We start from the raw sequence: 23,751 nt of genomic DNA on the forward strand, positions 1-23,751 counted from the left end.
CATAAATGCTTAACTAAACCTTTCAAAACTTTCACTTGGCTTTCCATATGAAGTGAACTAAGTATTTCCTATACTTACCTTCTCTTGGTTCCCCTTAAGAAGTGGAGCGCATTCTAACGATCTTTTTGATCCAAGCAAGCTTTATTTCATATTTTCTTTGATTTTTTGTTTGTTTGCTCCTTTAATATACACTTTGATTGTTTTTCTTACATTAACACCCGATCTTTTGTTTATAACGGTTTGCTTTTATATACGTATTTAATTTAATTGAATAAAAATACCACTATATAGTTGCACATTAAAAAAAGCTGGGTAACATGGAATTGCATTTTATAAATTTTAAAAATAATAATTAGGTATTCATTATGAAATCCCCTCAAATATCAACAGTAATTACTGCATTAGTTTTTTCTGGTTTAGCGTTCTTTGTTTTTAGTTTAATTGAACCTACCCAAACAACAGTTGCTATCGCTATTTTCATTATTGCTTTAGTTAGTCCTTTAATAAGTTTTGATGGTACATCTGAAAGTGTTGTTTCAGATGATGTTAAAACACTTTATGTAGGTAACCTTCCATATAGAGCAAATGAAGCTGCTGTTAGAGAATTATTTTCTACTGTTGGTCAAGTTCATTCAGTTCGTTTAATGAAAGATAAACATACGGGTAAGAGACGTGGCTTTGGTTTTGTTGAAATGTCAGCTAGTGACACAGATAAAGCAGTAGAAGCATTAAATGATCAAGAATTCCAACAACGAACTTTAAAAGTTAGAGAAGCTAAAGAACGTCCAGAAAAAGATTCTGAAGCAGAATAATTATATTTCGCCTACACAGTATTTATTGTGTAGGCGTATTCCCTTCTGTTAAACCATTATCTAATCTATTTAATCTTTCTATTTTTTATTTAACTTCTCTTTTATCTTCACACATCATTCTTATTGTTTATCCATTTAACACTAGACAAAATAGTTACTCGCGCTAAAATCTGCCCTCATTTTAAAATCAGTATTAAGGTATGTCATGTTTAGTCATATAAATCCCAGTAATTATTCTCAGCAGTTAGAGGATAAAAAGAATGACATTGCACATTTATTTTCTAATTATGACCTACCAACCTTAGATGTTTTTGAATCTGAGCCAATCAATTATCGTTATAGAGCTGAGTTTAGGATCTGGCACGAAGGTGATGATCTTTATTACATAATGTTTAATAGTGAAACGAAAGAGAAATATAAGGTTGAATACTTCCCTGTAGCCTCTCAACTTATTAATCAGTGTATGTCGCAACTATTAATTGAAATTAAAGATAACGAGTTATTGAGGCAACGCTTGTTCCAGGTTGATTTCTTATCGAGTAAAAGCGGTGAGATTCTAATTAGCCTGCTCTATCACAAACAGTTATGTGATAAGTGGGAAATAGAAGCAGAGCAATTAATTGATAGATTATCTTCTATTGCACCAATCAATATTATTGGGCGTGCTAGAAAACAAAAAGTGATCTTGCATAAAGATTATTTAATGGAAAAGTTAACGGTTGGTAAGCAATCATATATATACCATCAAGTTGAAAATAGTTTCACTCAACCAAATGCTTCTGTTAATGAGAAGATGTTACTTTGGGCTCAGGAAGCAACGTTAAATTCTCATGGTGATTTGATTGAATTATATTGCGGTAATGGTAACTTTAGTATTGCTTTGGCTCAAAACTTTGATCGTGTTTTAGGTACTGAGATTTCTAAATCTTCAGTAAAGTCAGCTCAAGTTAATATTGCAGAGAACAATTTAGATAATATACATATAGTAAGAATGTCGAGTGAGGAATTCAGCCAAGCAATGAATGGTGAACGTAAATTCAGACGTTTGGAAGGTTTCGATTTAACCGCTTATAATTACGATACTGTGTTAGTTGATCCTCCTAGAGCCGGCTTAGATCCTGATAGTATTGAGTTAGTGAGTCGATTTAACAAGATTATTTATATTTCGTGTAATCCGAATACTTTGCATGAAAACCTATCACATTTAGTTAAAACACATAAAATTGAGCAATTTGCTTTGTTTGATCAATTCCCGTACACCCATCATGTTGAAACAGGTGTAATTCTAACTAAACTTTAGTTTTAATTTTTAATAACTCTGTTCTCCCATTAAATTCAGTAGCACCTTTAGCAATAAAGCGGAGCTGCTGAATAGTTCTATTGGCTAACTGTTCATAATCTTTTGCTTCTATATCTAATGCATCAGATCCCGCACTAAATACAATAGTAACAGCAGCATTTGCTTGTAAGTAGGCAACTTCAGCATCCAGCTTATTTACTTGTTGAAGGTAATCACATAACTCCATAGTAAAATAACGTATTTCGCGGTTCACCGCTGCCCTAAATGCAGGAGAAGTACCAGAACGCTCTCGTAATAGTAATCTGAATATATTGCCGTTGTTCTCAATGAACTCCATAAAAGTAATTACAGATATTTGAATAACTGAACCACCTTTCTCTATTCTTTGCCGTGCTTGTCGCATTAGTTGTCTGAGCGTTAACCCTGCCTCATCGACTAAAGTTAATCCTAATTCATCCATATCAGTGAAGTGACGATAAAAAGAAGTTGGCGCTAATCCAGCTTCTTTTGCTACTTCTCTTAAACTTAAACTGGAAAAGCTTTTCTCGCTACTTAACTGCCCTAACGCAGCATCAATTAGCTGACGACGAGTTTTTTCTTTTTGTTGGGCGCGGATACCACTCATTGATAAATAACCTAAAAATATAGAGAATTGTAATTATAATACTATTAACACGCTCTAATATACATATTCCACTTGACGTATGTACAGTGATGAATAAAAATAGTGTACACGCGTACGCTGAATTCTTATTACTATAGCTTGGAAAAATCCATGAATAAACCACCAATCATTTGGTTAAATGTTTTTGTTTTCATTATTACTTTTTTAGTTGCTGCAATAGCAGTGCCTTACAGAGCTTTCACACACGGCTTTGATTCTGCAGAAATTATTTTCGCACTTTTATGCTTTATCTATTGTGGAATGTCTATTACTGCGGGATATCATAGATTATGGTCTCATAGAACGTATCAAGCTCATTGGAGCTTCAGACTTATTTTCGCTATTGGCGGAGCCTTTGCACTACAAAATAGTATTTTGCATTGGTCTTCAGACCACCGTGTTCACCATAAACATGTAGATAACAATGATGTTGACCCTTATTCGGCGAAGAAAGGCTTTTGGTATTCACATATTGGTTGGATGATAAGACGCTACAATCCTGAAACATATTCTGATTATTCTAATGTAAGAGATTTGCAAAAAGATAAGATTGTTATGTGGCAGCACAAAAATTATTTACTTTTATCTCTTGTGACTAATTTTGGTATTCCTATTATATTTGGTGTTATTAATGGCGATATTTTGAATGCTATTTTACTTGTAGGTTTTCTCCGTTTAGTTTTAAACCATCACACTACATTTTTTATTAATTCATTAGCTCATATCTGGGGTAAGCAAACTTACACTGATAAAAACACAGCTCGTGATAATGGCTTTCTAGCATTTTTTACTTTTGGTGAGGGTTACCATAATTATCATCATATTTTTGAAAATGATTATAGAAATGGTATCCGATGGTGGGATTTTGACCCTACTAAATGGTTGATAAAATCAGGTGAATATTTGGGGTTAACTTCTAACTTGAGAAAAACACCTCAAGAGAAAATTGAGAAAGCACGTATCAAAATGGTTTTACAAAAGAGCCAACGTAAACTGAAATATCATCCAAATGGTGATCAGTTATTAGAAGCTTTACAACACGAATATGATGCACTGATTTTAAAAATTAATGCATTTTATGAAGTGAGAAAAAACATTCTAACTGCCAGAAGAAACAACCTAATTAAAAATGTTGAAGATTCAGAGCTTTTTACACAATACAAAGAACTAAAGAATCATTTAACAACTCAGCAAAAAAGTTGGCAAATGTTTCTAGCTGAGTTGGCATAAAGCTTCAGCGTTAGCTAATATTAATATTCATCATAGTTAGCGGTACAAAAGAGAGATTAATGAAATATTTATTTTTTTTATTGATGTTCAGTTTTCAATGTACCGCTAATACTTTCCACCATATTTATTTAACAACTCAAGCCGAAACAAAACACAAAAATATTAATCCAAGCCTTTCAAATTGTGGTCGCCTAAGAGCACATCAACTATCTACATTATTAAGTTATTCTGAAATTGAACGTATATATAGTACAACTGAACGAAGTACGATGGAAACAGCTAATCCTTTGGCAACAAGAAATGGAATACCTGTAAAAATATTTACTGAGAAACTATTAGACAGTTTAGCGGTAACGGTAATGCAAGAAACTAAAAATGTGTTAATTGTTGCAGACCAAGGAACAATTGAATTTCTTGTTGAATTTATAAGTGATCATAAAATTAATACAACAGAAAAAAATAAACATACCATTTTGTATCAAATCACCATAACCGACGAGCATCAGATTGTAACGGCCTTAAAGCAACCTTTAGAGTGTTAACATTTAACCAAAATGTTGTGTTTTAAGCTCCATAGCTTATTTCATTTATTTATTGTCTCGCGTATTTTATGGTACGATTTACAAAAGCCTAATTAGACTATAATCCATTGAAATTTATCTCATCTTTAAAATATATTATCCACTCTGCTTTCTATGGCGTTGTTATCGCTATTGCTCTAATTTTGTTATTTCCACATTTGAGAGATAGCAGCTTTTCAGGTATTGAATTTTTCAATCCTCCAGAACCAGTTGTTCAACCATTGTCTTATGCTAAGGCAGTGCAAAATGCAGGACCATCTGTTGTTAATATTTATTCTGAAGAAATTCAAACATCTCAAGGATATGGGAGAAAAGCATCAAGCAGTATTAGCTTAGGTTCAGGTGTAATAATGGATAGTGCTGGTTACATATTAACGAATTATCATGTTGTTCAAAATGCCAATTCAATCATAGTGTTATTACAAACAGGGCAATCTCTTTCTGCTGAGTTAATTGGCTTCGATATATACACTGATCTAGCTGTATTAAAAGTAAATGCTATCAACCTCCCAGTTATTCCACAGCGCGAAGGGCTAATCTCTCGTGCTGGTGATGTAGTTTTAGCAATAGGTAACCCACTTAATTTAGGGCAAACCATCACACAAGGTATTATAAGTGCAACAGGTCGTAATGGCGGTGGTCTAAGTATCACTAGTTATTTAGAGTTTTTACAAATGGATGCCGCTATTAATGATGGTAATTCTGGTGGTGCACTAATTAATACTAATGGTGAATTAGTAGGTATCAATTCTCGCAAATTTATCGACCAGAAGCATAACATTCAAGGTATTTTCTTTGCTGTGCCTTATAAACTTGCTCATAAGGTTATGCAAAAAATCATAGCAACAGGTCGAGTTACTCGCGGTTGGCTAGGTGTTTCAACTAACTCAACTAGAGCGGGTGAAATAGGAATAACTATTGAAGCAATTGATCCTAATAGCCCAGCTCAGAAATCAGGTCTTCTTCCTGGCGATACCATTCTAAAAATATCAGATACACCAATTACTTCTGTTGCCCAGGCATTAGATCTCGTTGCTGAAACAATTCCAGGGACCTCATTAGTTTTTAATGTATCTCGTAAGAAGAAGTTGATGAATATATCGGTAACGATTGAAGAGAAAGTAGATACGTTTAAATAGAGGTTTAATAAAAAAGGATAAGAGTTCACAAACTCATTATCCTTTGATAATCACGGTTAGTCCAACTCGGGATAATGAATCTATCAACACCAATAAACAGAATGATTTATCAATAGATTAAAAGAACTACCAGAGCACTTTGCATGTAATATAATTACTCAATACTGGTAGCTTTATGCCTAACAACTAAATACCTACATCCATGTAGGCAACAATGTTAGGCTTAAAAATAACTTATTGAGTCACTTTGCTTAACCCAAGTTGAGGTTAACTTACAAATTTACTCTAAGATCTGAGTAAAGCTTTATCAACAAACCGATTAAGCACTTATACGTTTTATATCAGCGCCTAATTTTGTTAATTTATCTTCGATTTGTTGATAACCACGATCGATATGATAAATTCTATCTACCTGTGTTTCAGTAGTCGCCACCAAACCAGCAATAACTAAACTTGCAGAAGCTCTTAAATCAGTTGCCATAACTTGCGCCCCTGTTAAAGTGTCAACTCCACGGCTGATCGCTGTGTTTCCTTCTAATGAAATGTTTGCGCCCATTCTTTGTAGTTCAGGAACGTGCATGAAACGGTTTTCAAATATGGTTTCAGTTGTTGTGGCTGTACCCTCTGCTATTGCGTTTAGAGTAACAAACTGTGCTTGCATATCAGTAGGGAAAGCTGGATGAGGAGCAGTACGTATATTGACTGCTGTTGGTCTTTTGTTCATCGACAACTCTATCCAATCTTCTCCTGTTTCAATCTCAGCGCCCGCTTCTTGAAGTTTACTAAGAACGGCATCTAATGCTTTAGGATCTGTATTTAAACATTTAACTTTACCTTGAGTTACCGCTGCTGCAACTAAAAAAGTTCCGGTTTCAATACGATCAGGCATAACTGAATATGACGAGCCTTTTAATTCAGGCACACCTTCAATAGTTAATGTATCGGTACCAGCACCCATCACATTGGCGCCCATTGAGTTTAAGCAATCAGCTAAATCTACAATCTCAGGCTCTCTTGCTGCATTCTCAATAATTGTTGTTCCATCACCTAGAGCTGCAGCCATCATCAAGTTTTCAGTACCTGTGACACTTACGGTGTCCATAAAAATAGTAGCACCAGAAAGCTGCCCTTCATTTTTAGCATTAATGTATCCGTTTTCTACATTAATATCGGCTCCCATCAACTTTAAGCCATGAATATGAAGATTCACAGGTCTAGCACCAATTGCACAGCCACCAGGAAGAGACACCTCAGCGTGGCCAAAACGAGCAAGTAAAGGCCCTAGTACTAATATTGACGCTCTCATTGTCTTAACTAATTCATACGACGCTTTACAGTGATCAATGGTGCTAGCATCAATCATAATAGAGTTATCACTAACCCATTTAGCTTTCGCACCTAGTTGATTAAGTAATTTAATTGTCGTTTCGATATCGTTCAATTTTGGAACGTTATGAAAGGTGATAGGTGTTTTAGATAACAATGCCGACATTAAAATAGGTAATGCTGCATTTTTTGCACCGGAAATAGTTACTTCACCGCGTAGTGGATTACCACCGTTTATTTTAAATGCGTCCAATATTTTCTTCTTTTATATTAAATTTATAGAGGGAGATTAAACATTTTTTCACGCTGCCATTCGGTCGTGGTAAATGTTTTTATAGTTACAGCGTGTATCGCACCTTCTTTAATTGCTTCTGACAAAGGTGAATAGATTGTTTGTTGTTTTTTTACTCGGCTTAAGTCACCAAGAAAATCAGCAATTGCGATAACTTTACATTGAGAACCGTCAAATTTCACATGAAGTTCATCAAGTTCAACTGCATCATTTATTAATTTTTCTATATCTGAATTTTCCACAGGGCTACCTTTATTATGTGATTACTTTATTGTGAATCACATTTTTATTAAATTTTGGTTGGAAGGAATAGATCAACCGCGCTTAGTTTTGCTAATTTTATCAAATCTGGCGGGATATTGTGAAAACTTATTTCTGACTTTGTTTTATTAGCCTCTTCAACTAAGCATAAAAGCCAAGCAAGGCCTGCAGTATCAATTTTGCTGACACCGGCTAAATCTATAACAACATTTTTATTATGAAATGAATGCAGCGTTTTCTTCTCAAAAGCTGTATCTATAGTGAAAACAGAAAGCTCTCCATGAAAAGTAGCCACATCATTCTCATAAGTCCAATCTACGCTTGTCATTAATTAATTCCGTCTTTAAAAACAATATCTTTACTGCTTTTTTCTATCAACATTTCAGTAACGTGAGGTAAACCTTTTTGACGAATAATACTAGATAACTCAGCCTGTTTACTATCAAGCAAACTCACACCTTCAGCCACCATATCATAGGCTTTCCAATCGTTTGTTTTTTTATTCTTACGCACTCTAAAGGAAATATTAATAGGTTCGCGTCCAGGTTCAATTACCGAGGTATTTACAGACACGATCTTTTCATTTTTTAACGTTTTAGCTGGTTCAAAAGTTACTTCTTGTTGCTTATACAAAGTAAATACTTGTGCATAAGAAGTAATTAGATAATCTCTAAAAACAGGTACAAAAGCCTTGCGTTCTTTTTCTGTTGTACTCTTAAAATTTTGAGCACCTATCACTTTGTATGCTGAATATTTATAATCAATATACGGCATCAATTCTTCATTCACTATATTCTTGAGCAAGTTAGGATTTTCTTGAATTGCAGACTGCTCATTAGAAAAGCGCTTAAATGTTTTTTCAGCAACTTTTCTGATCATCAAATACGGATTCTTCTTATCAACACGTTCACTTGCTTCAGGTTGATTAAAAATAGTAACCGATTGTATAGCCGATGTGTTTACATCATTAGCTAAAGCTGATGTCGCAATAAATAGTGGTAATACTGTTAAAAATTTCTTAATCATAATAAACCTACTCTTACTCTTTCGAGTTAATCATCGCTTCCTTGGCCGAATAAAAACTGCCCAATAAGCTCTTCTAACACTAATGCTGGCTTAGTATCTTCGATAAAGTCGCCTGGCTCTAATGTTGCTACAGATTCATCAATAAATCCGGGTAATAAACCTATGTATTGTTCGCCTAATAAACCTGCAGTTAAAATTGAAACTGAAGTCGCTTCAGAAAACTTGTTATATTGTGCATCTAAATCTAAGGTCACAACAGGTGTATAATCTTCAGCATCTAGAGAAATATTACTTACTCTACCAACCAAAACGCCACCTACTTTAATCGGTGAGCGAACTTTTAAACCACCAATATTGTCGAACTTGGCATAAAGTTGATAGGTTTCCCCACTACCTGAAATACCGCTATCTGCAACTTTTAATGACAACATTAATAAAGCTGCAATACCTAGAGCTGCAAAAAGCCCAACCATTATTTCAATTTTTTTAGACAACATGTCTTTCACCAACCAATAATAAAATGTAAATTCGTTATGTTTACTAATTAGTAAACATCAATGCGGTTAATACAAAATCTAACGCTAAAACTAATAACGACGACTGTACTACAGTTTCTGTTGTTGCTTTAGCTATACCTTCAGAAGTAGGTACACATTCATATCCTTTATAAACAGCTATCCAAGTTACAACAAAAGCAAAACATAAACTTTTTATAATGCCGTTCATTATATCTTTACTGAAATCTACTTGTGATTGCATAACAGACCAAAAAGTTCCGCCATCAACACCAAGCCAATCAACACCAACAAGATGAGCACCGAGAATACCCACAGCTGAAAATATCGCAGCTAATAAAGGTAAACTAATAAAACCGGCCCAAAATCTTGGTGCTATAACTCTTCTTAAAGGGTCAATAGCCATCATTTCTATGCTAGAAAGCTGTTCTGTAGCTTTCATTAAACCTATTTCTGCTGTTAATGCAGAACCTGCTCTACCAGCAAAAAGAAGTGCTGCTACTACAGGTCCTAACTCTCTTAATAGAGATAAAGCAACCATAGGTCCTAAGCTTGCTTCTGCACCATATCCAACCAATATTGTGTAACCTTGTAAAGCCAACACCATACCAATGAAGAGTCCAGAAACCATAACGATAACTAAGGATAAAACACCAACCGCATAAAGTTGATTAATGAGTAATGGTGTACCCTTTTTAACATTAGGAATATGAACCAAAGCTGAACAAAGTAAAATAATTGCTTTGCCAAGACCAATTAGTCGATTAATTACCTTACGACCAAGTAATTGAAATATATTCATTATTACTGTTCCTTACCAATTAATTCATCACGATAAGGAGGAGCAGCATAGTGAAATGGTACTGGACCATCAGACTCACCTTTAATAAATTGTTGAACAAGAGGAGATGTTTGTGCGGTTATTTCTTCCGGAGTTCCTTGGCCAATAATTTTTTGCTCTGCAATAATGTAAATATAATCAGCAATACTCATTACTTCAGGTACATCATGAGAAACCACTACAGAAGTTAAACCGAGTGCGTCATTTAAAGCGCCAATCAATCTAACAATAACCCCCATCGATATAGGATCTTGTCCTGCAAAAGGTTCATCAAAGAGTATTAATTCAGGATCCAAAGCAATGGCACGAGCTAAAGCAGCCCTTCTTGCCATGCCTCCCGATAGCTCGTTAGGATTAAGATGGCGTGCACCGCGTAAACCTACAGCTTCTAACTTCATTAGCACTATTTTTTCGATGAGATGTTCTGATAAATTTGTATGTTCTCTAATTGGAAAAGCGATATTGTCGTAAACAGACATATCGGTAAATAACGCACCACTTTGAAAAAGCATACTCATACTTTTACGCAATTCATAAAGATCATTTCGTGGGAGTTTTGGAATATCTTGACCTTTGAACATGATACTACCAGACTGCGGTTTTAGTTGTCCGCCAATCAATCTGAGTAATGTTGTTTTACCTATACCACTTGGGCCCATAATGGCCGTCACTTTGCCTCGAGGGATAGATAAACTAATATCATCATAGATAACACGTTCATCGCGCCTAAAAGACATATTTTTAATATCAACAAGATTATCTGACATATTATTAATGGGCATCACAGTTAATTAGTTTAAGTACATGAGAATTCTAACCCAGCGCAATAAATACTTCATTAGAAATTAATGATTAAATATGTTTAGGCGGCGTTTAAAACCTCGTTGAAGTGTAAGTATTTGTAAGATTATTACAGAGTGTTTCAACACTTCTTATTTTTGTTAGCAATGCATTATTTCACATTTGGTTAAAAATTGGCTAATCATTAAGCATTATTGGAATTTTTATCGCTGATTCGATAAAATTTCTTTTTATTTTCTCTTCAACCAGCGACAATTTACATAACAGATGGGAGTCGTTAATGTTTATACAAGTTTTAATTTTATTGGTCGCTCTAGTAGTGCTCGTTTGGAGCGCAGATAAGTTCGTATTTGGAGCCTCATCACTTGCGAGAAATTTAGGTATTTCTCCAATGATAATAGGCTTAACTATTGTTGCCATGGGCTCCTCAGCGCCTGAAATGATGGTTGCCGCAACTGCTTCTCTTCAAGGTAATCCAAATACAGCTATAGGTAATGCTATTGGTTCAAACATCACTAACATCGCCTTGGTTTTAGGTATCACAGCATTGATGCAGCCTCTCACCGTATCCTCCGGTACGATAAAAAGAGAAATCCCACTTATTTTAGCTGTTACTGCTTTAGCCTATTGGATGCTTGCTGATTATAATTTCAGCTTTATCGAAGGCTTAATTCTAATTATTGGCTTTTTCGCTTACATCATCACCTTACTTGTTATTACTTTAAAAAGAGCAAAAACAGCGCCAGTTGATGATCCAATGATATTAGGCGCAGAAAGTGACGTACCCGATCCAGTTAGCACGGGAATGTCTGTAATTTGGTTAGTTGTTGGCATGATATTACTGCCGGTAAGTGCATCCTATTTAATTGACTCTGCTGAATTTATCGCTAAATCTTTTGGTATTAGTGACTTAGTAATCGGCTTAACTATTGTAGCAATAGGTACAAGCTTACCTGAACTTGCCGCGAGTATTGCTAGTATCCTTAAAAAAGAGGATGATTTAGCGCTAGGTAATATTATTGGCTCAAATATATTTAATATTTTAGCCGTGTTATCGCTTACAGGACTTATAGCGCCGGGCGATATTGATACCCATGCAGCAACTCGAGATGCACCAATTATGTTGGGTATCACATTATTATTATTTGTTCTTTGTTTCAGTAGAAAACGCGGTAGCTTCAGAATAACTAGACTGAAGGGCTTATTATTACTCGCTATTTTCTTTGGTTATCAAATATTACTTTTTTCTCAATAAAATTAGATTAACGAGACAATCTCATGAAACAATTTAAGCAGCTTGCCCTCAATGTTATTAATATTGAACAACAAGCCATTGAAGAAATTAAACAGTATATAAACGACGACTTCGAATTAGCGTGCCAATTAATGTTTAATTGTACCGGACGAGTTATTGTAATTGGCATGGGAAAGTCTGGTCATATTGGTGGAAAAATAGCAGCGACCTTGGCAAGCACAGGTACACCAGCGTTTTTTGTACATCCCGGAGAAGCCAGCCATGGTGACTTAGGTATGATCACCCAAGATGATGTGGTACTAGCCATCTCTAATTCAGGTGAAACTGAAGAAGTGCTTTCAATTATGCCAGTGATAAAGCGAATTGGTAGCAAGTTAATTGCAATGACAGGTAACAATAACTCCAATTTAGCCAGTATCTCTGATACACATATATGTATTAAGGTTTCTAAAGAAGCTTGCCCATTAGGCTTAACGCCTACATCAAGTACCACTGCAACTTTAGTTATGGGCGACGCATTAGCCGTTGCTTTACTTAACGCCCGAGGTTTTACAGCTGACGATTTTGCTTTGTCGCACCCTGGTGGCAGTTTAGGTAAACGTCTATTACTCAGACTTTCTGATGTTATGCACACTGATGAGCGCGTTCCAGTCGTGCAAAGCACTGCAAAAATTAAAGATGCATTAGTTGAGATGTCCTTAAAGGGCTTAGGCATGACTGCTATTGTTAATAACAATAAACTGGTTGGCTTATTCACTGATGGCGATTTGCGCCGAATACTAGACCAAAAAATAGATATTCATCAGGATGATATTACCAGCGTAATGACAGAAAAACCTACAGTAGCATCAGCCGACATGTTAGCAGCCGAAGCACTAAAAATAATGGAAGACAAAAAGATTAATGGTCTTATTATTGTAGACGAAAACAACACCCCAATTGGCGCAATGAATATGCATGTACTTCTAAAATCAGGGATCATTTAAATGAATACACTTTATGGAAATGTTTCGACAGAAGTTCTAAACAAAGCTAAAAACATAAAACTTTTTATATGTGATATCGACGGCGTATTTTCCGATGGTCGAATTTATTTAGGTAATGATGGCGAAGAATTAAAAGCCTTTCACACCAAAGATGGTTATGGGATAAAAGCATTGGGCGCAAGTGGCGTTGATGTTGCTGTTATTACGGGTCGGCAATCAAATATAGTTCAAACCAGAATGACAGCCCTCAATGTTAAACATATTGTTCAAGGAGAAGAAAACAAACTCCCAGCATTAAAAAATATATTAAACACGTTAAACCTAGAACCCGAGCAAGTAGCTTATATTGGCGATGATATGCCTGATTATGAATGCATGGCGTATATTGGATTAAGTATTGCTGTAAACGATGCGCACCCACAAATATTAAAATTAGCAGATTATACAACTTTTACTCGTGGCGGTTTTGGAGCTGTTCGTGAAGTTTGCGATTTAATAATGCAAACTCAAAATACTTTAGCTAATGCAACCGGCGCTAGTATATGAATAGGCTTTACAGCATAGCTTTTGTTGCCTTATTAATAGCTTGTATTGCTTACGGATTAATTGAATGGAAGCAATCTAAAAAGCAAATAGTAGAAACAATAGATACAGAGCTAGCACCTGATTTCATTGCGGAGTCGCTAAAAAGTAACACGTTTAATGAAACAGGCGCTCTTTCTCATATTATTGATGCGCAAAGAATGGAACATTATTCTGGTATAGAAGTAACTCACTTTGAATTTCCAAGTTTAACCTTATACCCAGAAAATAAAGATGTTCCATGGAAAGTTAGCTCAAAAGAAGGCACACTGTTTAAAAACAATCGAGTGAGCTTAAAAAATAGAGTTAAATTAGAATCTACGGATCCTGATAGCTTAATACAACAAATTCATGGAAAATCGATTGAATTAGACTTAAATACAAACACTATTAGCTCAGAACAAGCCATCGTTATAATAGGTAATGGCTTTACCGTGTACGGTTCTGGATTAATTGTTGATATAAACACTAAAAAGATGACACTAACTGAACATGTACAAACAATTTACCAAAAAACTCAAAAATAGCTTATTAGTTCTCGTACTATCGTCATTAGCTAGCTCAACAGCTTTAGCTAAAAAGCTCGATTTAAATCAAGAGCTAAGTATAGATGCGAGTAAACAATCTGCTGATTTAAAAAATAAAATTTTTAGCTATATCGACAATGTAGTGATTAAACAAGGTACTTTGATCATTAAAGCTGATTTAGTACAAGTGATCACTGATGTAAACACGGGTGAAAAAACTTATATTGCAAAAGGCAAACCAGCAACCTTTGAGCAAACCCTTGACGATGGTAAACCCATTAACTTACAAGCTAACGAAATTAGATACGAACCCTCTTTAAATACTGTTGTTATTTCAGGTAATGCATTATTAAGACAAGATGGTAGTGAAGTAAGTGGTAGTAAAATTACTTATAACGCTGAAACAGAATATGTGAATGCTGAAAGTAATGAAAATGACAAAGTTAAAACCGTTATTCAACCTAAAGCTAAAGAAAAAACAAACAAAGCAACTGCTGAGGAAATCCAATAAAGCATGACAACCTCAACTTTAATTGCAAAAGGTTTGGCTAAATCATACAAAAGCCGCAAAGTAGTAAAAAATGTTGGCCTAACAGTAAATGCAGGTCAAATTGTTGGATTGCTTGGACCTAATGGCGCAGGTAAAACAACCTCTTTTTATATGATTGTTGGCCTTGTACCAAATGATGAAGGCTCAATTGTTTTAAATGATGAAGATGTTACCTTGCTACCTATGCATGAACGCGCCAGAAAAGGCATAGGCTATCTTCCTCAAGAAGCTTCAATTTTTAGAAAATTAAGCGTATACGACAACATAATGGCAATTTTACAAACACAAAAAGCCTTAAATGAAGTTGAGCGTGAAACAAAGTTAGAACACTTATTGGAAGAGTTCAACATAGGCCATATAAAAGACAATTTAGGCATGAGTTTATCAGGTGGTGAGCGTCGTAGAGTAGAAATTGCACGAGCATTAGCTGCTGATCCTAAATTTATATTGTTAGATGAACCTTTTGCCGGTGTTGACCCAATCTCTGTGGGTGACATCAAGAAGATTATTCTTCATTTAAAAGAACGAGGCATTGGCATACTCATTACCGATCATAATGTTCGTGAAACACTTGATGTATGTGAACATGCTTATATTGTAAGTCATGGTGAATTAATCGCTGAAGGTAATGCAGATGAGATACTTTCAAATCAACAGGTAAGAGATGTATACCTTGGCGAACAATTTACGCTATAGTGATTAATAATCGTCAATAATGTTTATATGATTAATAGGATAAAGAATACGTAGATGCGCCCTTCTTTACAACTCCGTATAGGACAACATCTAACGATGACACCTCAGTTGCAACAAGCAATAAAATTGCTGCAACTATCAACGTTAGATTTACAACAAGAAATTCAAGAAGCCTTGGAGAATAACCCGCTGCTTGAAGTTGATGAGAGTTCTTCAAATTCTCAGGATAGTTCTGTTAATAATCTAGAAGATGCATTTTCTGCTAATGCAAAAAATGAAACTGATAAAAACAGTACTGATGGTTCCGAAGACTCGACTCCTTCTATTGATGAAATATCAACAACTGAAGCGATGAGTAATACTGACATTCCTGAAGAACTTAATATAGATACAACTTGGGATGAAAGTTACAGCGCAGGTATTTCTAACACAGGTAGTATAAGCTCTCCTTCTGAAGACTACACTTACCAAGGTGAAACCAAAGATTCACTCCAAGATCATTTGTTATGGCAAATGGAACTAACTCCTTTTAGTGACACCGATAAAACTATCGCAATAGCAATAATTGAAGCCATAGATGAATCAGGATACCTAACAGTTTCTTGTGAAGATATTCTCGACTGCGTAGGTATTGAAGATCTTGAATTAGACGAAGTTCAAGCCGTACTTAAACGTATCAATGTTTTTGATCCTATAGGTGTTGGCGCACGCTCTGTTTCAGATTGTTTACTTATACAACTTAATCAATTTGATACTGCAACGCCTTGGCTTAAAGAAAGTAAACAAGTTGTCAAAGATCATATCGATTTATTAGGTAATAGAGATTACCGACAATTAATGCGTAAAACGCGTTTAAAAGAAGATCAATTACGCGAAGTATTACGCCTGATTCAATCATTAGATCCTCGCCCTGGTGACAGTGTTGTTAAAAGTGAAGAACAATACGTGATCCCTGATGTTTCTGTTGAAAAGAAAAATGGTCGTTGGGTCGTTGAACTAAATCCAGATACAGCACCTAAACTTTCTGTGAATCAGCAATATGCGTCCATGAGTCGCTCAATGAAATCATCAAATGATACTCAATATATTCGTTCTAATTTACAAGAAGCTAAGTGGTTTATTAAAAGCTTAGAAAGTAGGAACGAAACATTATTAAAAGTGTCTAATTGTATAGTACAGCGCCAGCAAGGATTCTTTGAACATGGTCCAGAATCTATGCGACCTATGGTATTAAATGATATTGCTGAAGCAGTCGATATGCATGAATCAACTATTTCTCGTGTAACCACACAAAAGTATATGCATACGCCACGAGGCATATTTGAACTTAAGTACTTTTTCTCAAGCCATGTAAGTACCGATAATGGCGGAGACTGTTCTTCTACAGCAATAAGAGAATTGATTAAAAAACTTGTTGCCGCAGAAATTCCAGCCAAACCATTAAGTGATAATAAAATGGCTGAAATTCTTGCAGAACAAGGGATTAAAGTCGCACGTCGAACTGTTGCTAAATATAGAGAGTCATTATCAATACCACCATCGAATCAACGTAAGAGCTTAATATAATTTTCTAATATGACTAAAAGAGGACGTTAACTTATGCAAATAAACCTAACCGGCCACCATGTAGATATCACTCACTCTTTACGCGAATATGTTAATACGAAATTTGTAAGGTTAGAACGACATTTTGATCAAATTAATAATGTGCATGTTGTATTAACAGTTGAGAAGATTAACCAAATAGCTGAAGCGACTGTGCATTTGAAAGGTGCAGAAGTTCACGCAACGGCAGATAACCAAGATATGTACGCTTCGATAGACGCCTTAATTGACAAATTAGACCGTCAAATATTAAAGCACAAAGGCAAAACAGCATCCCATTAACTCTGTAGAATAAACTAGGCTTTAGAAGTAATTATGACTTTGCAAGACATCTTATTACCAGATTGCACATCTTGTGCAATTTCTGGTTCTAGCAAAAAAAGAATTTTAGACCAAATTTGCACCATAGCATCCGACAAGATTGTTGAGCATAGCCCATACGAGTTATTAGAGAGTTTAGTTTCTAGAGAAAAGCTAGGCTCAACCGGAATAGGTAATGGCATTGCTATCCCTCACGGACGACTTGCAAATGCAAAGTCTGTAGTTGCTGTTGTTGTGACTACAGAAACACCTATTGATTTTGACGCGATAGACAATAAACCTGTCGATATTTTTATTGCTCTTTTTGTACCCGAAGATGCCTGTAAGGAACATTTAACCACCTTACAAAGTATCGCCAAATTATTCGGTGATAAGCAAATAGCAAAACAAGTTAGAAAATGTCAAAGTAATGAAGAATTATTCAATATTATTCAACAAAATGCATAAGAATAACCTTCCTATTATAAAAAAGGACCGAACAGCTCAATGAAGTTAATTATCGTCAGTGGACGCTCAGGTTCAGGAAAGTCAGTAGCATTAAGAGTATTAGAAGATTTAGGCTATTACTGTGTTGATAATATACCAGTAAATTTACTTCCCGCATTAACTCATACCGTGATCAACGATTACGAAAATGTTGCTGTAAGTATTGATGTCCGTAATTTACCAAACAATCCTCAAGATGTTTCTGAAATATTAGATTATCTACCTAATACCGTAGACTTAAATATATTATATCTTGATGCTGACGACAGTGATCTTATTAGACGATTCAGTGAAACAAGAAGATTACACCCCTTAATCAAAAAAAATATAGCACTTGATCAAGCGATTGCCTTAGAGAAAAAGTTATTAGAACCTATTTCAACACGAACTGGGCTTTATATTAATACCAGCCAACTGTCTCCTCATCAGCTTGCAGATTTAGTTAGAGAACGAATTCTAGGTAAAAAGTCAGGCTCTATGGTAGTAGTATTTGAATCTTTTGGTTTTAAGCATGGCGTACCACAAGATGCTGACTATGTATTTGACGCTAGATTTTTACCCAATCCATTTTGGGATAAAGAGTTAAAAACCTACACCGGATTAGATCAGCCTGTTAAAGACTTTCTTTCGAGTCAGCCTATAGTGACTAAATTTATTTGGCAAATTAATAGCTTTATGATGACATGGTTACCTCATTTAGAACGTAATAACCGTAGTTATGTGACCATAGCAATTGGTTGTACTGGAGGTAAACATCGCTCAGTATATATTGCCGAATTGCTAGCTAATAATTTAAGAAAAGAACGTGAAGATGTGCAATCTCGTCATCGAGATATCACCATATCAAGTACTTAAGATAAGAAAACAACATGACGACATGCGAAAAAACACTCATCATCACCAATAAACTTGGTTTACACGCAAGAGCTGCAACTAAACTAGCTCAATTATGCCAAAAGTTTGATGCTTCAGTTACTGTATCGTTAGACGATAACTCAGCTGATGCTAGCAGTATTATGGGGCTAATGTTACTCGCTGGCAGCCAAGGAAAAAGCGTCACTGTTGTAACCCAGGGCGCTGATGCTGAAGCAGCCATTGAGAGTGTTTGTCAGTTATTCTCAGACAAATTTGATGAAGAAGAATAAAAGCGATTATTAAACGTTATCGTCTCAATCCAAATAGTATTACAGAAAGAAAAAAGCTGATAAAACAATAGAGTTAAGATAGAATCATTAATCTCAGTACCTCCTAATACAGTCATATCCGATACCGATAGAATGTGCCGTTTAATATTAATTTCATATAAATAGTACAAAATCGACAATCGAAGACTTTATACCAAACGGATTAATTTATTGAGCTCCCGAAGGGCGATAAATCAATCTGTTTGGTATTACTTCAACTGAATTCAATTAGGAGTAAATGTAACCCACCTAATTTGTACATGAGGGTTTATGGCAGAAATAGTAGAACAAGAATACAATCAACAAAGACTCCTCGAAGTTAATGCCGCGCTTAGCAGTGGTATGTTTGTGCATGTTCGAAAACTACTCCAGAAAATGCCAGCCTATGATTTAGCTCTTATTCTAGAATCATCTCCACCAAAAACACGTGCCATTTTATGGCAGCTTATCGATAACGATAACCATGGTGATGTACTTGAAGAACTAAACGAAGAAGTACGTAAAGGTATACTTAAAAGTATGCGTCCTGAAAAACTTGCTGCACTTGCAGAAGGTATGGACGTAGATGATGTTGCAGAGGTATTAAGAACACTTCCTGATAGTGCCTATCAAAACGTATTAAGCTCGATGGACTCGCAAGACAGAAGTCGAGTAGAAAAAGCCTTATCTTATGAAGAAGACACGGCTGGCGGTATCATGAACACAGATACCATCACTATACGCCCAGACGTGTCAGTTGATGTGGTATTAAGGTACTTACGTTTAAAAGGTAAATTACCTGAATCTACCGATTCATTTTATGTTGTGGACCGACATAACAAATTTATTGGTTCGGTATCTTTATCCGTTATTATTACCGCAAAACCAGATGTTATTATATTAACTTTAGTTAACGACGAAATTGAAGCGGTTAACGTTACAATGCCAGAAACTGAAGTTGCCCAACTATTTGAAAGATATGACTGGTTTTCTGCACCCGTTATCGACGAAAAAGGTCATCTTTTAGGTCGTATCACTATAGATGATGTGATTGATATTATTCGTGAAGAAGCCGAACATTCCATGATGAGTATGGCGGGTTTAGATGACGAAGCCGATACTTTCGCCCCCGTTTTAAAAAGTACTCAACAACGCTCAGTTTGGTTAGGAGTTAATTTAATTACAGCTTTATTAGCCGTAGCAGTCACCAGTATGTTTGAAGGCATATTAGCCCAGTTAGCTATTTTAGCTGTATTGAATTCACTGGTACCAAGTATGGGTGGTGTAGCAGGCAATCAAACCTTAACACTTGTAATTCGTGGTATGGCGCTTGGACATGTAGGCGACAGTAACTCTAAAACATTATTACTTAAAGAATTAGCTATTGGCTTTCTAAACGGTATTATTTGGGCTTTATTAATCGCTACAGTCGTTGCTGTATGGAAACAAGATTTTACACTCGGATTGGTTATTGCCTTTGCTATGTTAATGAATATGACCGCGGCTGGTCTTGCAGGGGTTTCAGTACCCTTGTTGCTTAAACGAATGAATATTGATCCCGCATTAGCTGGTAGTGTTATATTAACAACCGTAACCGATGTTGTAGGCATATTTGCCTTTTTAGGTACGGCGACCCTATTACTTACTTAGCCATAAACAAAAAAAGCGTGTTCACTTGGTAGTGTTCACGCTTTATTTTTTAGTATGTTTCTCGTTAAATTGTGAAAAACTTAAGTTAAACCTCAACTAAGTTCAACTCAAATCCAAAATTATCTTAATTACCCGCAACTTGCATTTCATTCATTAATAACGAACCGGTTCTAATACTGCCTCGCATATCAACATCGTCACCAACAGCTACTAAGCCATTAAACATATCTTGCAAATTACCGGCAATAGTCACTTCTGAAACAGGAAATGCGATCTCACCGTTCTCAACCCAAAAACCAGCTGCACCGCGCGAGTAATCACCATTTACAACATTAACGCCTTGGCCCATTAACTCTGTTACTAAAAAGCCCGTGCCTAACTTCTTAAGCATATTATCAAAACTACCGCCTCGACCTTCACCTTCAGCGTTTAATATCCAATTATGAATACCACCGGCATGACCCGTTGTTTGTAGACCTAACTTTCTTGCTGAATAGCTTGTTAATAAATATGTTTCTAAACAACCTGCCGTAATAATTTCTCTGTCTAGTGTTCGTACACCTTCACTATCAAATGCGCTACTTGCTAACGCACCTTTAATATGTGGACGTTCGCTAATATTCAAAAACTCTGGAAAAACAGGTTTGCCAATAGAGTCTAATAAAAAAGACGATTTTCTATATAAATTACCACCACTGATTGCTGCAATAAAATGCCCAAAAATAGTATTAGCTATATCCGCTTTAAACATAACAGGTACTTTACCTGTAGGTAATTTTTGTGGGTTTAAACGTGATAGCGTTTCTCTGGCAGCTTCAGCACCAACAATAGCTGGCGCATCTAATAAATCAAATTTTCTGCTTACGGTATAAGCATAATCACGCTGCATGTCATCACCTTCACCGGCTATAACTACACAACTTAAGCTATGACGACTACTTGGATATCCAACAAGTTGACCGTGAGTATTACCATAAACTTTAAAACCTTCAAAAGTATCTAAGCTTGCACCATCAGAATTGGTAATACGTTTATCAAAGGCTAACGCGCTATCTTCACATGCTTTAGCAATTTCAATTGCTTCATCAGTATTGATTGCTTTATGGTGGTATAAATCTAAGTCTTCAGGCTCCATCGCAAGTAGCGATTTATCAGCCAAACCAGAGCAGTCATCTACAGAGGTATATTTAGCAATATTAATAGCCGCTTGTACGGCTTGATGTAATGCGGCTTCAGAAAGATCAGCAGTTGATGCACTGCCTTTACGACCTTCTATATAAACAGTAAGTCCTAAAGCGCCATCATTAGTAAATTCAACCGTTTCAACTTCGCCCATGCGAGTGCCAACACTTAAACCTTGTTGTTTACTCATTGCAACTTCAGCAGAATCAACACCTAAGGTTTCTGCTAATTCAAGTACTTTGGCTACGCGATCTTTTACTTGTTCAAGTTGGTTAATAATGCCGTTTGATTCTGTCATGATGGAATTTATGTCTCTAATGCATTTAATGATTGATGAAATACTAACAAATAAGGCTATCTACTATTTTTGGATTGCAGAGGTGTAGTATACTATTGCTAATTTCAATTATATTACTAAACATTATGCCCCAGTCTGCTAACGATATCGACGAATTAGATGAAGATTTAAAAAGTAAATCTGAAATAAAACGTGAAATGCACAGATTACAAGATTTTGGACAAAAGATTGTAGAAATGTCTAAACATCAACGTAGTCGTCTTCCTTTAACTGATGAGTTAAAAGACGCCATGGTTTTGGCGGACAAAATTCTAAATAAGCATGAGGCATTACGCAGACACATTCGTCATATAGCGAAAATACTCTCTGAAACGGATCTAGAGCCAATAAACCAAGCTTTAGATGTAATGGCGAATAAACATCAGCAAGAATCAGTTAAACATACTAAGTTGGAATCACTAAGAGATGAGTTGATTGAAGGTGGTAATGAAACAATAGAATCATTACTTGCTGAAAATCCAGCGATGGAAAGACAAAAGCTGCGCCAATTAGTACGCCAAGCATCAAAAGAAGCAAAAGCAGAAAAACCAGCAAAGTATTTTAAAGAATTATTTAATTACTTAAAAAGCCATATTGTATTTTAATTTATACATATCAAATTAATCCAATAACGATCAAATTTAATCGTTATTGGAGCTAACCACTCATAGCGATGGCTCGACTAAATCGCCTTCGATTTAACGAAAAACTGCTTACTTAATAAAACAAGTGCTATTCCACCTAACACCATAAGTGTTGATATTTGTAAACGTGTAGTCATCGCTTCATTCATAAATATAACACCACCAATAGTTGCTATAACCGGAACTAAAAGTTGTACAACAGCAGCTTTAGTTGTTGTTAAGCCTGTTAACGCAACATACCAAATAGCATAACCAACACCAGACATAATAGCGCCCGATAATACTGCCAGTAAAATTCCATCGTAAGAATATTCGGTAGTAGAAAGCGTTAATAGTAATAAAATAACAACAAGTGGTGTAGTTCTAAAGAAGTTATAGCAAGTATCTATTAATGGTGCTTTAGAACGTTTACCAACTAAAGTATATCCAGCCCATGCCACACCTGAAACCATCATTAAAATAAATCCAATTAAAGACGGTGTTGTTAATTCAGGATAAATAAGATAAACAAACCCAATACAGGCTAAGCCTAAACCTAACCATTCACTTATCAACAACTTTTGCTTTGCGATTAATGCTGACAAAATCAAACAAATTTGCACAGAGCCAAACAATATAAGTGCTCCAGTACCTGTATCTAAATAACCATAGGCATAAGAAAAAGACAGAGCATAAGCAAACAATAAAGCACTGCCTAACCAACTTCCTTTAGATGCAGATAAACTTTGATCTAATTTTTCTGGTGAATTATTAGCATTTGGTTTTTTACGGTATTGATGAAAGACCAAAATAAAGTAAAGAGCCATACTTCCCGATAACAGTCTAATAATAGTAAAACCCGCAGGATCGATATAATGCTGACCTAATGCAATTCTGCACAAGATTGAATTGGCTGCAAAAGCAATTAAAGAGAGTACTGTTAAAGCAAAAATCATAATGAAATAGTCATTTTTTGTTCCGTAATCATAAATAGACCTTA

28 protein-coding genes are annotated in these 23,751 nt (G+C 35.5%); 18 read left to right on the forward strand and 10 right to left on the reverse strand.

Annotation, left to right across the window (positions count from 1 at the left end):
* Positions 1-365 precede the first annotated feature (365 nt).
* Positions 366-812: an RNA-binding protein gene (locus Q5N69_RS14775; protein ID WP_304369849.1), complete on the forward strand. Its 447-nt coding sequence runs from the start codon at positions 366-368 to the stop codon at positions 810-812.
* A gap of 205 nt (positions 813-1,017) precedes the next feature.
* Positions 1,018-2,112, forward strand: coding sequence for a tRNA (uridine(54)-C5)-methyltransferase TrmA (gene trmA, locus Q5N69_RS14780; protein WP_304369851.1), 1,095 nt, complete (start codon positions 1,018-1,020; stop codon positions 2,110-2,112).
* Here the strand turns inward: trmA and fabR are convergent.
* A complete protein-coding gene (gene fabR, locus Q5N69_RS14785; RefSeq protein ID WP_304369852.1) occupies positions 2,102-2,737 on the reverse strand; it encodes an HTH-type transcriptional repressor FabR in 636 nt (211 codons plus the stop codon). The genes trmA and fabR overlap by 11 nt on opposite strands.
* Positions 2,738-2,887: 150 nt before the next feature.
* On the opposite strand from fabR, the gene Q5N69_RS14790 reads away from it, so the two are divergent.
* The 3 genes from Q5N69_RS14790 to Q5N69_RS14800 all read left to right on the forward strand — a co-directional run bounded on the left by Q5N69_RS14790 (position 2,888) and on the right by Q5N69_RS14800 (position 5,726).
* Entirely contained in the window at positions 2,888-4,006 is a 1,119-nt protein-coding gene (locus tag Q5N69_RS14790; RefSeq protein WP_304369854.1) for a fatty acid desaturase, read from the forward strand.
* A gap of 59 nt (positions 4,007-4,065) precedes the next feature.
* A complete protein-coding gene (locus Q5N69_RS14795) occupies positions 4,066-4,548 on the forward strand; it encodes a histidine phosphatase family protein (protein WP_304369856.1) in 483 nt (160 codons plus the stop codon).
* 107 nt (positions 4,549-4,655) lie between these two features.
* Positions 4,656-5,726, forward strand: a complete 1,071-nt coding sequence (locus Q5N69_RS14800) for a trypsin-like peptidase domain-containing protein (RefSeq protein ID WP_304369858.1) — start codon at positions 4,656-4,658, stop codon at positions 5,724-5,726.
* 319 nt (positions 5,727-6,045) lie between these two features.
* On the opposite strand, the gene murA is transcribed toward Q5N69_RS14800, so the two are convergent.
* From murA to Q5N69_RS14835, 7 genes are read right to left on the reverse strand one after another with little or no spacing between them, the layout of a single operon-like run.
* On the reverse strand, positions 6,046-7,305 hold the full coding sequence (gene murA, locus Q5N69_RS14805) for a UDP-N-acetylglucosamine 1-carboxyvinyltransferase (protein WP_304369860.1): 1,260 nt from the start codon (positions 7,303-7,305) through the stop codon (positions 6,046-6,048).
* A gap of 23 nt (positions 7,306-7,328) precedes the next feature.
* Entirely contained in the window at positions 7,329-7,586 is a 258-nt protein-coding gene (locus Q5N69_RS14810) for a BolA family protein (protein WP_304369862.1), read from the reverse strand.
* Between the two features lie 47 nt (positions 7,587-7,633).
* Positions 7,634-7,933: a lipid asymmetry maintenance protein MlaB gene (locus tag Q5N69_RS14815; RefSeq protein ID WP_304369864.1), complete on the reverse strand. Its 300-nt coding sequence runs from the start codon at positions 7,931-7,933 to the stop codon at positions 7,634-7,636.
* Positions 7,933-8,631, reverse strand: coding sequence for an ABC transporter substrate-binding protein (locus tag Q5N69_RS14820; RefSeq protein WP_304369866.1), 699 nt, complete (start codon positions 8,629-8,631; stop codon positions 7,933-7,935). The genes Q5N69_RS14815 and Q5N69_RS14820 overlap by 1 nt, the downstream gene beginning before the upstream one ends.
* Positions 8,632-8,657: 26 nt before the next feature.
* Positions 8,658-9,128 carry an outer membrane lipid asymmetry maintenance protein MlaD gene (gene mlaD, locus Q5N69_RS14825; protein WP_304369867.1) on the reverse strand — a complete coding sequence of 157 codons (471 nt, stop codon included), beginning with the start codon at positions 9,126-9,128 and terminating at the stop codon, positions 8,658-8,660.
* A 43-nt stretch (positions 9,129-9,171) separates the two neighbouring features.
* A complete protein-coding gene (gene mlaE, locus Q5N69_RS14830; RefSeq protein ID WP_304369911.1) occupies positions 9,172-9,951 on the reverse strand; it encodes a lipid asymmetry maintenance ABC transporter permease subunit MlaE in 780 nt (259 codons plus the stop codon).
* On the reverse strand, positions 9,951-10,754 hold the full coding sequence (locus Q5N69_RS14835; RefSeq protein WP_304369868.1) for an ATP-binding cassette domain-containing protein: 804 nt from the start codon (positions 10,752-10,754) through the stop codon (positions 9,951-9,953). Before Q5N69_RS14835 ends, mlaE begins: the two co-directional genes overlap by 1 nt.
* A 314-nt stretch (positions 10,755-11,068) precedes the next feature.
* Between Q5N69_RS14835 and Q5N69_RS14840 the strand changes: the two genes are divergently transcribed.
* The 12 genes from Q5N69_RS14840 (at position 11,069) to mgtE (ending at position 20,609) form a co-directional block, all read left to right on the forward strand.
* The gene (locus Q5N69_RS14840) at positions 11,069-12,043 is read left to right on the forward strand and encodes a calcium/sodium antiporter (protein WP_304369869.1); all 975 of its coding nucleotides are present in this window, start codon (positions 11,069-11,071) and stop codon (positions 12,041-12,043) included.
* Between the two features lie 23 nt (positions 12,044-12,066).
* Positions 12,067-13,029, forward strand: coding sequence for a KpsF/GutQ family sugar-phosphate isomerase (locus Q5N69_RS14845; RefSeq protein WP_304369870.1), 963 nt, complete (start codon positions 12,067-12,069; stop codon positions 13,027-13,029).
* Positions 13,030-13,575, forward strand: coding sequence for a 3-deoxy-manno-octulosonate-8-phosphatase KdsC (kdsC, locus tag Q5N69_RS14850; RefSeq protein WP_304369871.1), 546 nt, complete (start codon positions 13,030-13,032; stop codon positions 13,573-13,575).
* The gene (gene lptC, locus Q5N69_RS14855; RefSeq protein ID WP_304369872.1) at positions 13,572-14,138 is read left to right on the forward strand and encodes an LPS export ABC transporter periplasmic protein LptC; all 567 of its coding nucleotides are present in this window, start codon (positions 13,572-13,574) and stop codon (positions 14,136-14,138) included. Before kdsC ends, lptC begins: the two co-directional genes overlap by 4 nt.
* Positions 14,104-14,649: a lipopolysaccharide transport periplasmic protein LptA gene (lptA, locus tag Q5N69_RS14860; protein WP_304369873.1), complete on the forward strand. Its 546-nt coding sequence runs from the start codon at positions 14,104-14,106 to the stop codon at positions 14,647-14,649. The genes lptC and lptA overlap by 35 nt, the downstream gene beginning before the upstream one ends.
* Before the next feature lie 3 nt (positions 14,650-14,652).
* Positions 14,653-15,384, forward strand: a complete 732-nt coding sequence (gene lptB / locus Q5N69_RS14865; protein ID WP_304369874.1) for an LPS export ABC transporter ATP-binding protein — start codon at positions 14,653-14,655, stop codon at positions 15,382-15,384.
* Positions 15,385-15,438: 54 nt separating this feature from the next.
* Entirely contained in the window at positions 15,439-16,950 is a 1,512-nt protein-coding gene (locus Q5N69_RS14870) for an RNA polymerase factor sigma-54 (protein WP_304369875.1), read from the forward strand.
* A gap of 33 nt (positions 16,951-16,983) precedes the next feature.
* Positions 16,984-17,271, forward strand: a complete 288-nt coding sequence (gene hpf / locus Q5N69_RS14875) for a ribosome hibernation promoting factor (protein WP_304369876.1) — start codon at positions 16,984-16,986, stop codon at positions 17,269-17,271.
* Between the two features lie 33 nt (positions 17,272-17,304).
* On the forward strand, positions 17,305-17,757 hold the full coding sequence (ptsN, locus tag Q5N69_RS14880) for a PTS IIA-like nitrogen regulatory protein PtsN (RefSeq protein ID WP_304369877.1): 453 nt from the start codon (positions 17,305-17,307) through the stop codon (positions 17,755-17,757).
* A gap of 39 nt (positions 17,758-17,796) precedes the next feature.
* Positions 17,797-18,651: an RNase adapter RapZ gene (rapZ, locus tag Q5N69_RS14885; RefSeq protein ID WP_304369878.1), complete on the forward strand. Its 855-nt coding sequence runs from the start codon at positions 17,797-17,799 to the stop codon at positions 18,649-18,651.
* A gap of 14 nt (positions 18,652-18,665) precedes the next feature.
* Positions 18,666-18,941 carry an HPr family phosphocarrier protein gene (locus Q5N69_RS14890; RefSeq protein WP_304369879.1) on the forward strand — a complete coding sequence of 92 codons (276 nt, stop codon included), beginning with the start codon at positions 18,666-18,668 and terminating at the stop codon, positions 18,939-18,941.
* Positions 18,942-19,250: 309 nt separating this feature from the next.
* Positions 19,251-20,609 (forward strand): magnesium transporter, encoded by a 1,359-nt coding sequence (gene mgtE / locus Q5N69_RS14895; RefSeq protein ID WP_304369880.1) that lies wholly within the window; start codon positions 19,251-19,253, stop codon positions 20,607-20,609.
* A 124-nt stretch (positions 20,610-20,733) separates the two neighbouring features.
* Here the strand turns inward: mgtE and pmbA are convergent, their stop codons facing one another.
* A complete protein-coding gene (pmbA, locus tag Q5N69_RS14900; protein ID WP_304369881.1) occupies positions 20,734-22,089 on the reverse strand; it encodes a metalloprotease PmbA in 1,356 nt (451 codons plus the stop codon).
* 125 nt (positions 22,090-22,214) lie between these two features.
* Between pmbA and yjgA the strand changes: the two genes are divergently transcribed.
* Positions 22,215-22,733: a ribosome biogenesis factor YjgA gene (gene yjgA, locus Q5N69_RS14905; protein ID WP_304369912.1), complete on the forward strand. Its 519-nt coding sequence runs from the start codon at positions 22,215-22,217 to the stop codon at positions 22,731-22,733.
* Positions 22,734-22,810: 77 nt separating this feature from the next.
* On the opposite strand, the gene Q5N69_RS14910 is transcribed toward yjgA, so the two are convergent.
* On the reverse strand, positions 22,811-23,707 hold the full coding sequence (locus tag Q5N69_RS14910; RefSeq protein ID WP_304369882.1) for a DMT family transporter: 897 nt from the start codon (positions 23,705-23,707) through the stop codon (positions 22,811-22,813).
* Positions 23,708-23,751 lie beyond the last annotated feature (44 nt).

Origin of the sequence: Pseudocolwellia sp. AS88, assembly GCF_030551755.1 — a bacterium.
Taxonomy (GTDB): domain Bacteria; phylum Pseudomonadota; class Gammaproteobacteria; order Enterobacterales; family Alteromonadaceae; genus Pseudocolwellia.

Bases quoted from the DNA above. Each gene is read 5' to 3' on its own strand.
- Q5N69_RS14795 (WP_304369856.1), top strand. From the start codon at position 4,066: ATGAAATATTTATTTTTTTTATTGATGTTCAGTTTTCAATGTACCGCT.
- lptA (WP_304369873.1), top strand. From the start codon at position 14,104: ATGTACAAACAATTTACCAAAAAACTCAAAAATAGCTTATTAGTTCTC.
- Q5N69_RS14870 (WP_304369875.1), top strand. From the start codon at position 15,439: ATGCGCCCTTCTTTACAACTCCGTATAGGACAACATCTAACGATGACA.
- lptB (WP_304369874.1), top strand. From the start codon at position 14,653: ATGACAACCTCAACTTTAATTGCAAAAGGTTTGGCTAAATCATACAAA.
- trmA (WP_304369851.1), top strand. From the start codon at position 1,018: ATGTTTAGTCATATAAATCCCAGTAATTATTCTCAGCAGTTAGAGGAT.
- Q5N69_RS14835 (WP_304369868.1), bottom strand. From the start codon at position 10,754: ATGTCAGATAATCTTGTTGATATTAAAAATATGTCTTTTAGGCGCGAT.
- fabR (WP_304369852.1), bottom strand. From the start codon at position 2,737: ATGAGTGGTATCCGCGCCCAACAAAAAGAAAAAACTCGTCGTCAGCTA.
- Q5N69_RS14790 (WP_304369854.1), top strand. From the start codon at position 2,888: ATGAATAAACCACCAATCATTTGGTTAAATGTTTTTGTTTTCATTATT.
- hpf (WP_304369876.1), top strand. From the start codon at position 16,984: ATGCAAATAAACCTAACCGGCCACCATGTAGATATCACTCACTCTTTA.
- Q5N69_RS14815 (WP_304369864.1), bottom strand. From the start codon at position 7,933: ATGACAAGCGTAGATTGGACTTATGAGAATGATGTGGCTACTTTTCAT.
- Q5N69_RS14820 (WP_304369866.1), bottom strand. From the start codon at position 8,631: ATGATTAAGAAATTTTTAACAGTATTACCACTATTTATTGCGACATCA.
- Q5N69_RS14840 (WP_304369869.1), top strand. From the start codon at position 11,069: ATGTTTATACAAGTTTTAATTTTATTGGTCGCTCTAGTAGTGCTCGTT.
- Q5N69_RS14910 (WP_304369882.1), bottom strand. From the start codon at position 23,707: ATGATTTTTGCTTTAACAGTACTCTCTTTAATTGCTTTTGCAGCCAAT.
- pmbA (WP_304369881.1), bottom strand. From the start codon at position 22,089: ATGACAGAATCAAACGGCATTATTAACCAACTTGAACAAGTAAAAGAT.
- rapZ (WP_304369878.1), top strand. From the start codon at position 17,797: ATGAAGTTAATTATCGTCAGTGGACGCTCAGGTTCAGGAAAGTCAGTA.
- Q5N69_RS14775 (WP_304369849.1), top strand. From the start codon at position 366: ATGAAATCCCCTCAAATATCAACAGTAATTACTGCATTAGTTTTTTCT.
- mlaD (WP_304369867.1), bottom strand. From the start codon at position 9,128: ATGTTGTCTAAAAAAATTGAAATAATGGTTGGGCTTTTTGCAGCTCTA.
- Q5N69_RS14845 (WP_304369870.1), top strand. From the start codon at position 12,067: ATGAAACAATTTAAGCAGCTTGCCCTCAATGTTATTAATATTGAACAA.
- lptC (WP_304369872.1), top strand. From the start codon at position 13,572: ATGAATAGGCTTTACAGCATAGCTTTTGTTGCCTTATTAATAGCTTGT.
- kdsC (WP_304369871.1), top strand. From the start codon at position 13,030: ATGAATACACTTTATGGAAATGTTTCGACAGAAGTTCTAAACAAAGCT.
- mgtE (WP_304369880.1), top strand. From the start codon at position 19,251: ATGGCAGAAATAGTAGAACAAGAATACAATCAACAAAGACTCCTCGAA.
- yjgA (WP_304369912.1), top strand. From the start codon at position 22,215: ATGCCCCAGTCTGCTAACGATATCGACGAATTAGATGAAGATTTAAAA.
- Q5N69_RS14890 (WP_304369879.1), top strand. From the start codon at position 18,666: ATGACGACATGCGAAAAAACACTCATCATCACCAATAAACTTGGTTTA.
- ptsN (WP_304369877.1), top strand. From the start codon at position 17,305: ATGACTTTGCAAGACATCTTATTACCAGATTGCACATCTTGTGCAATT.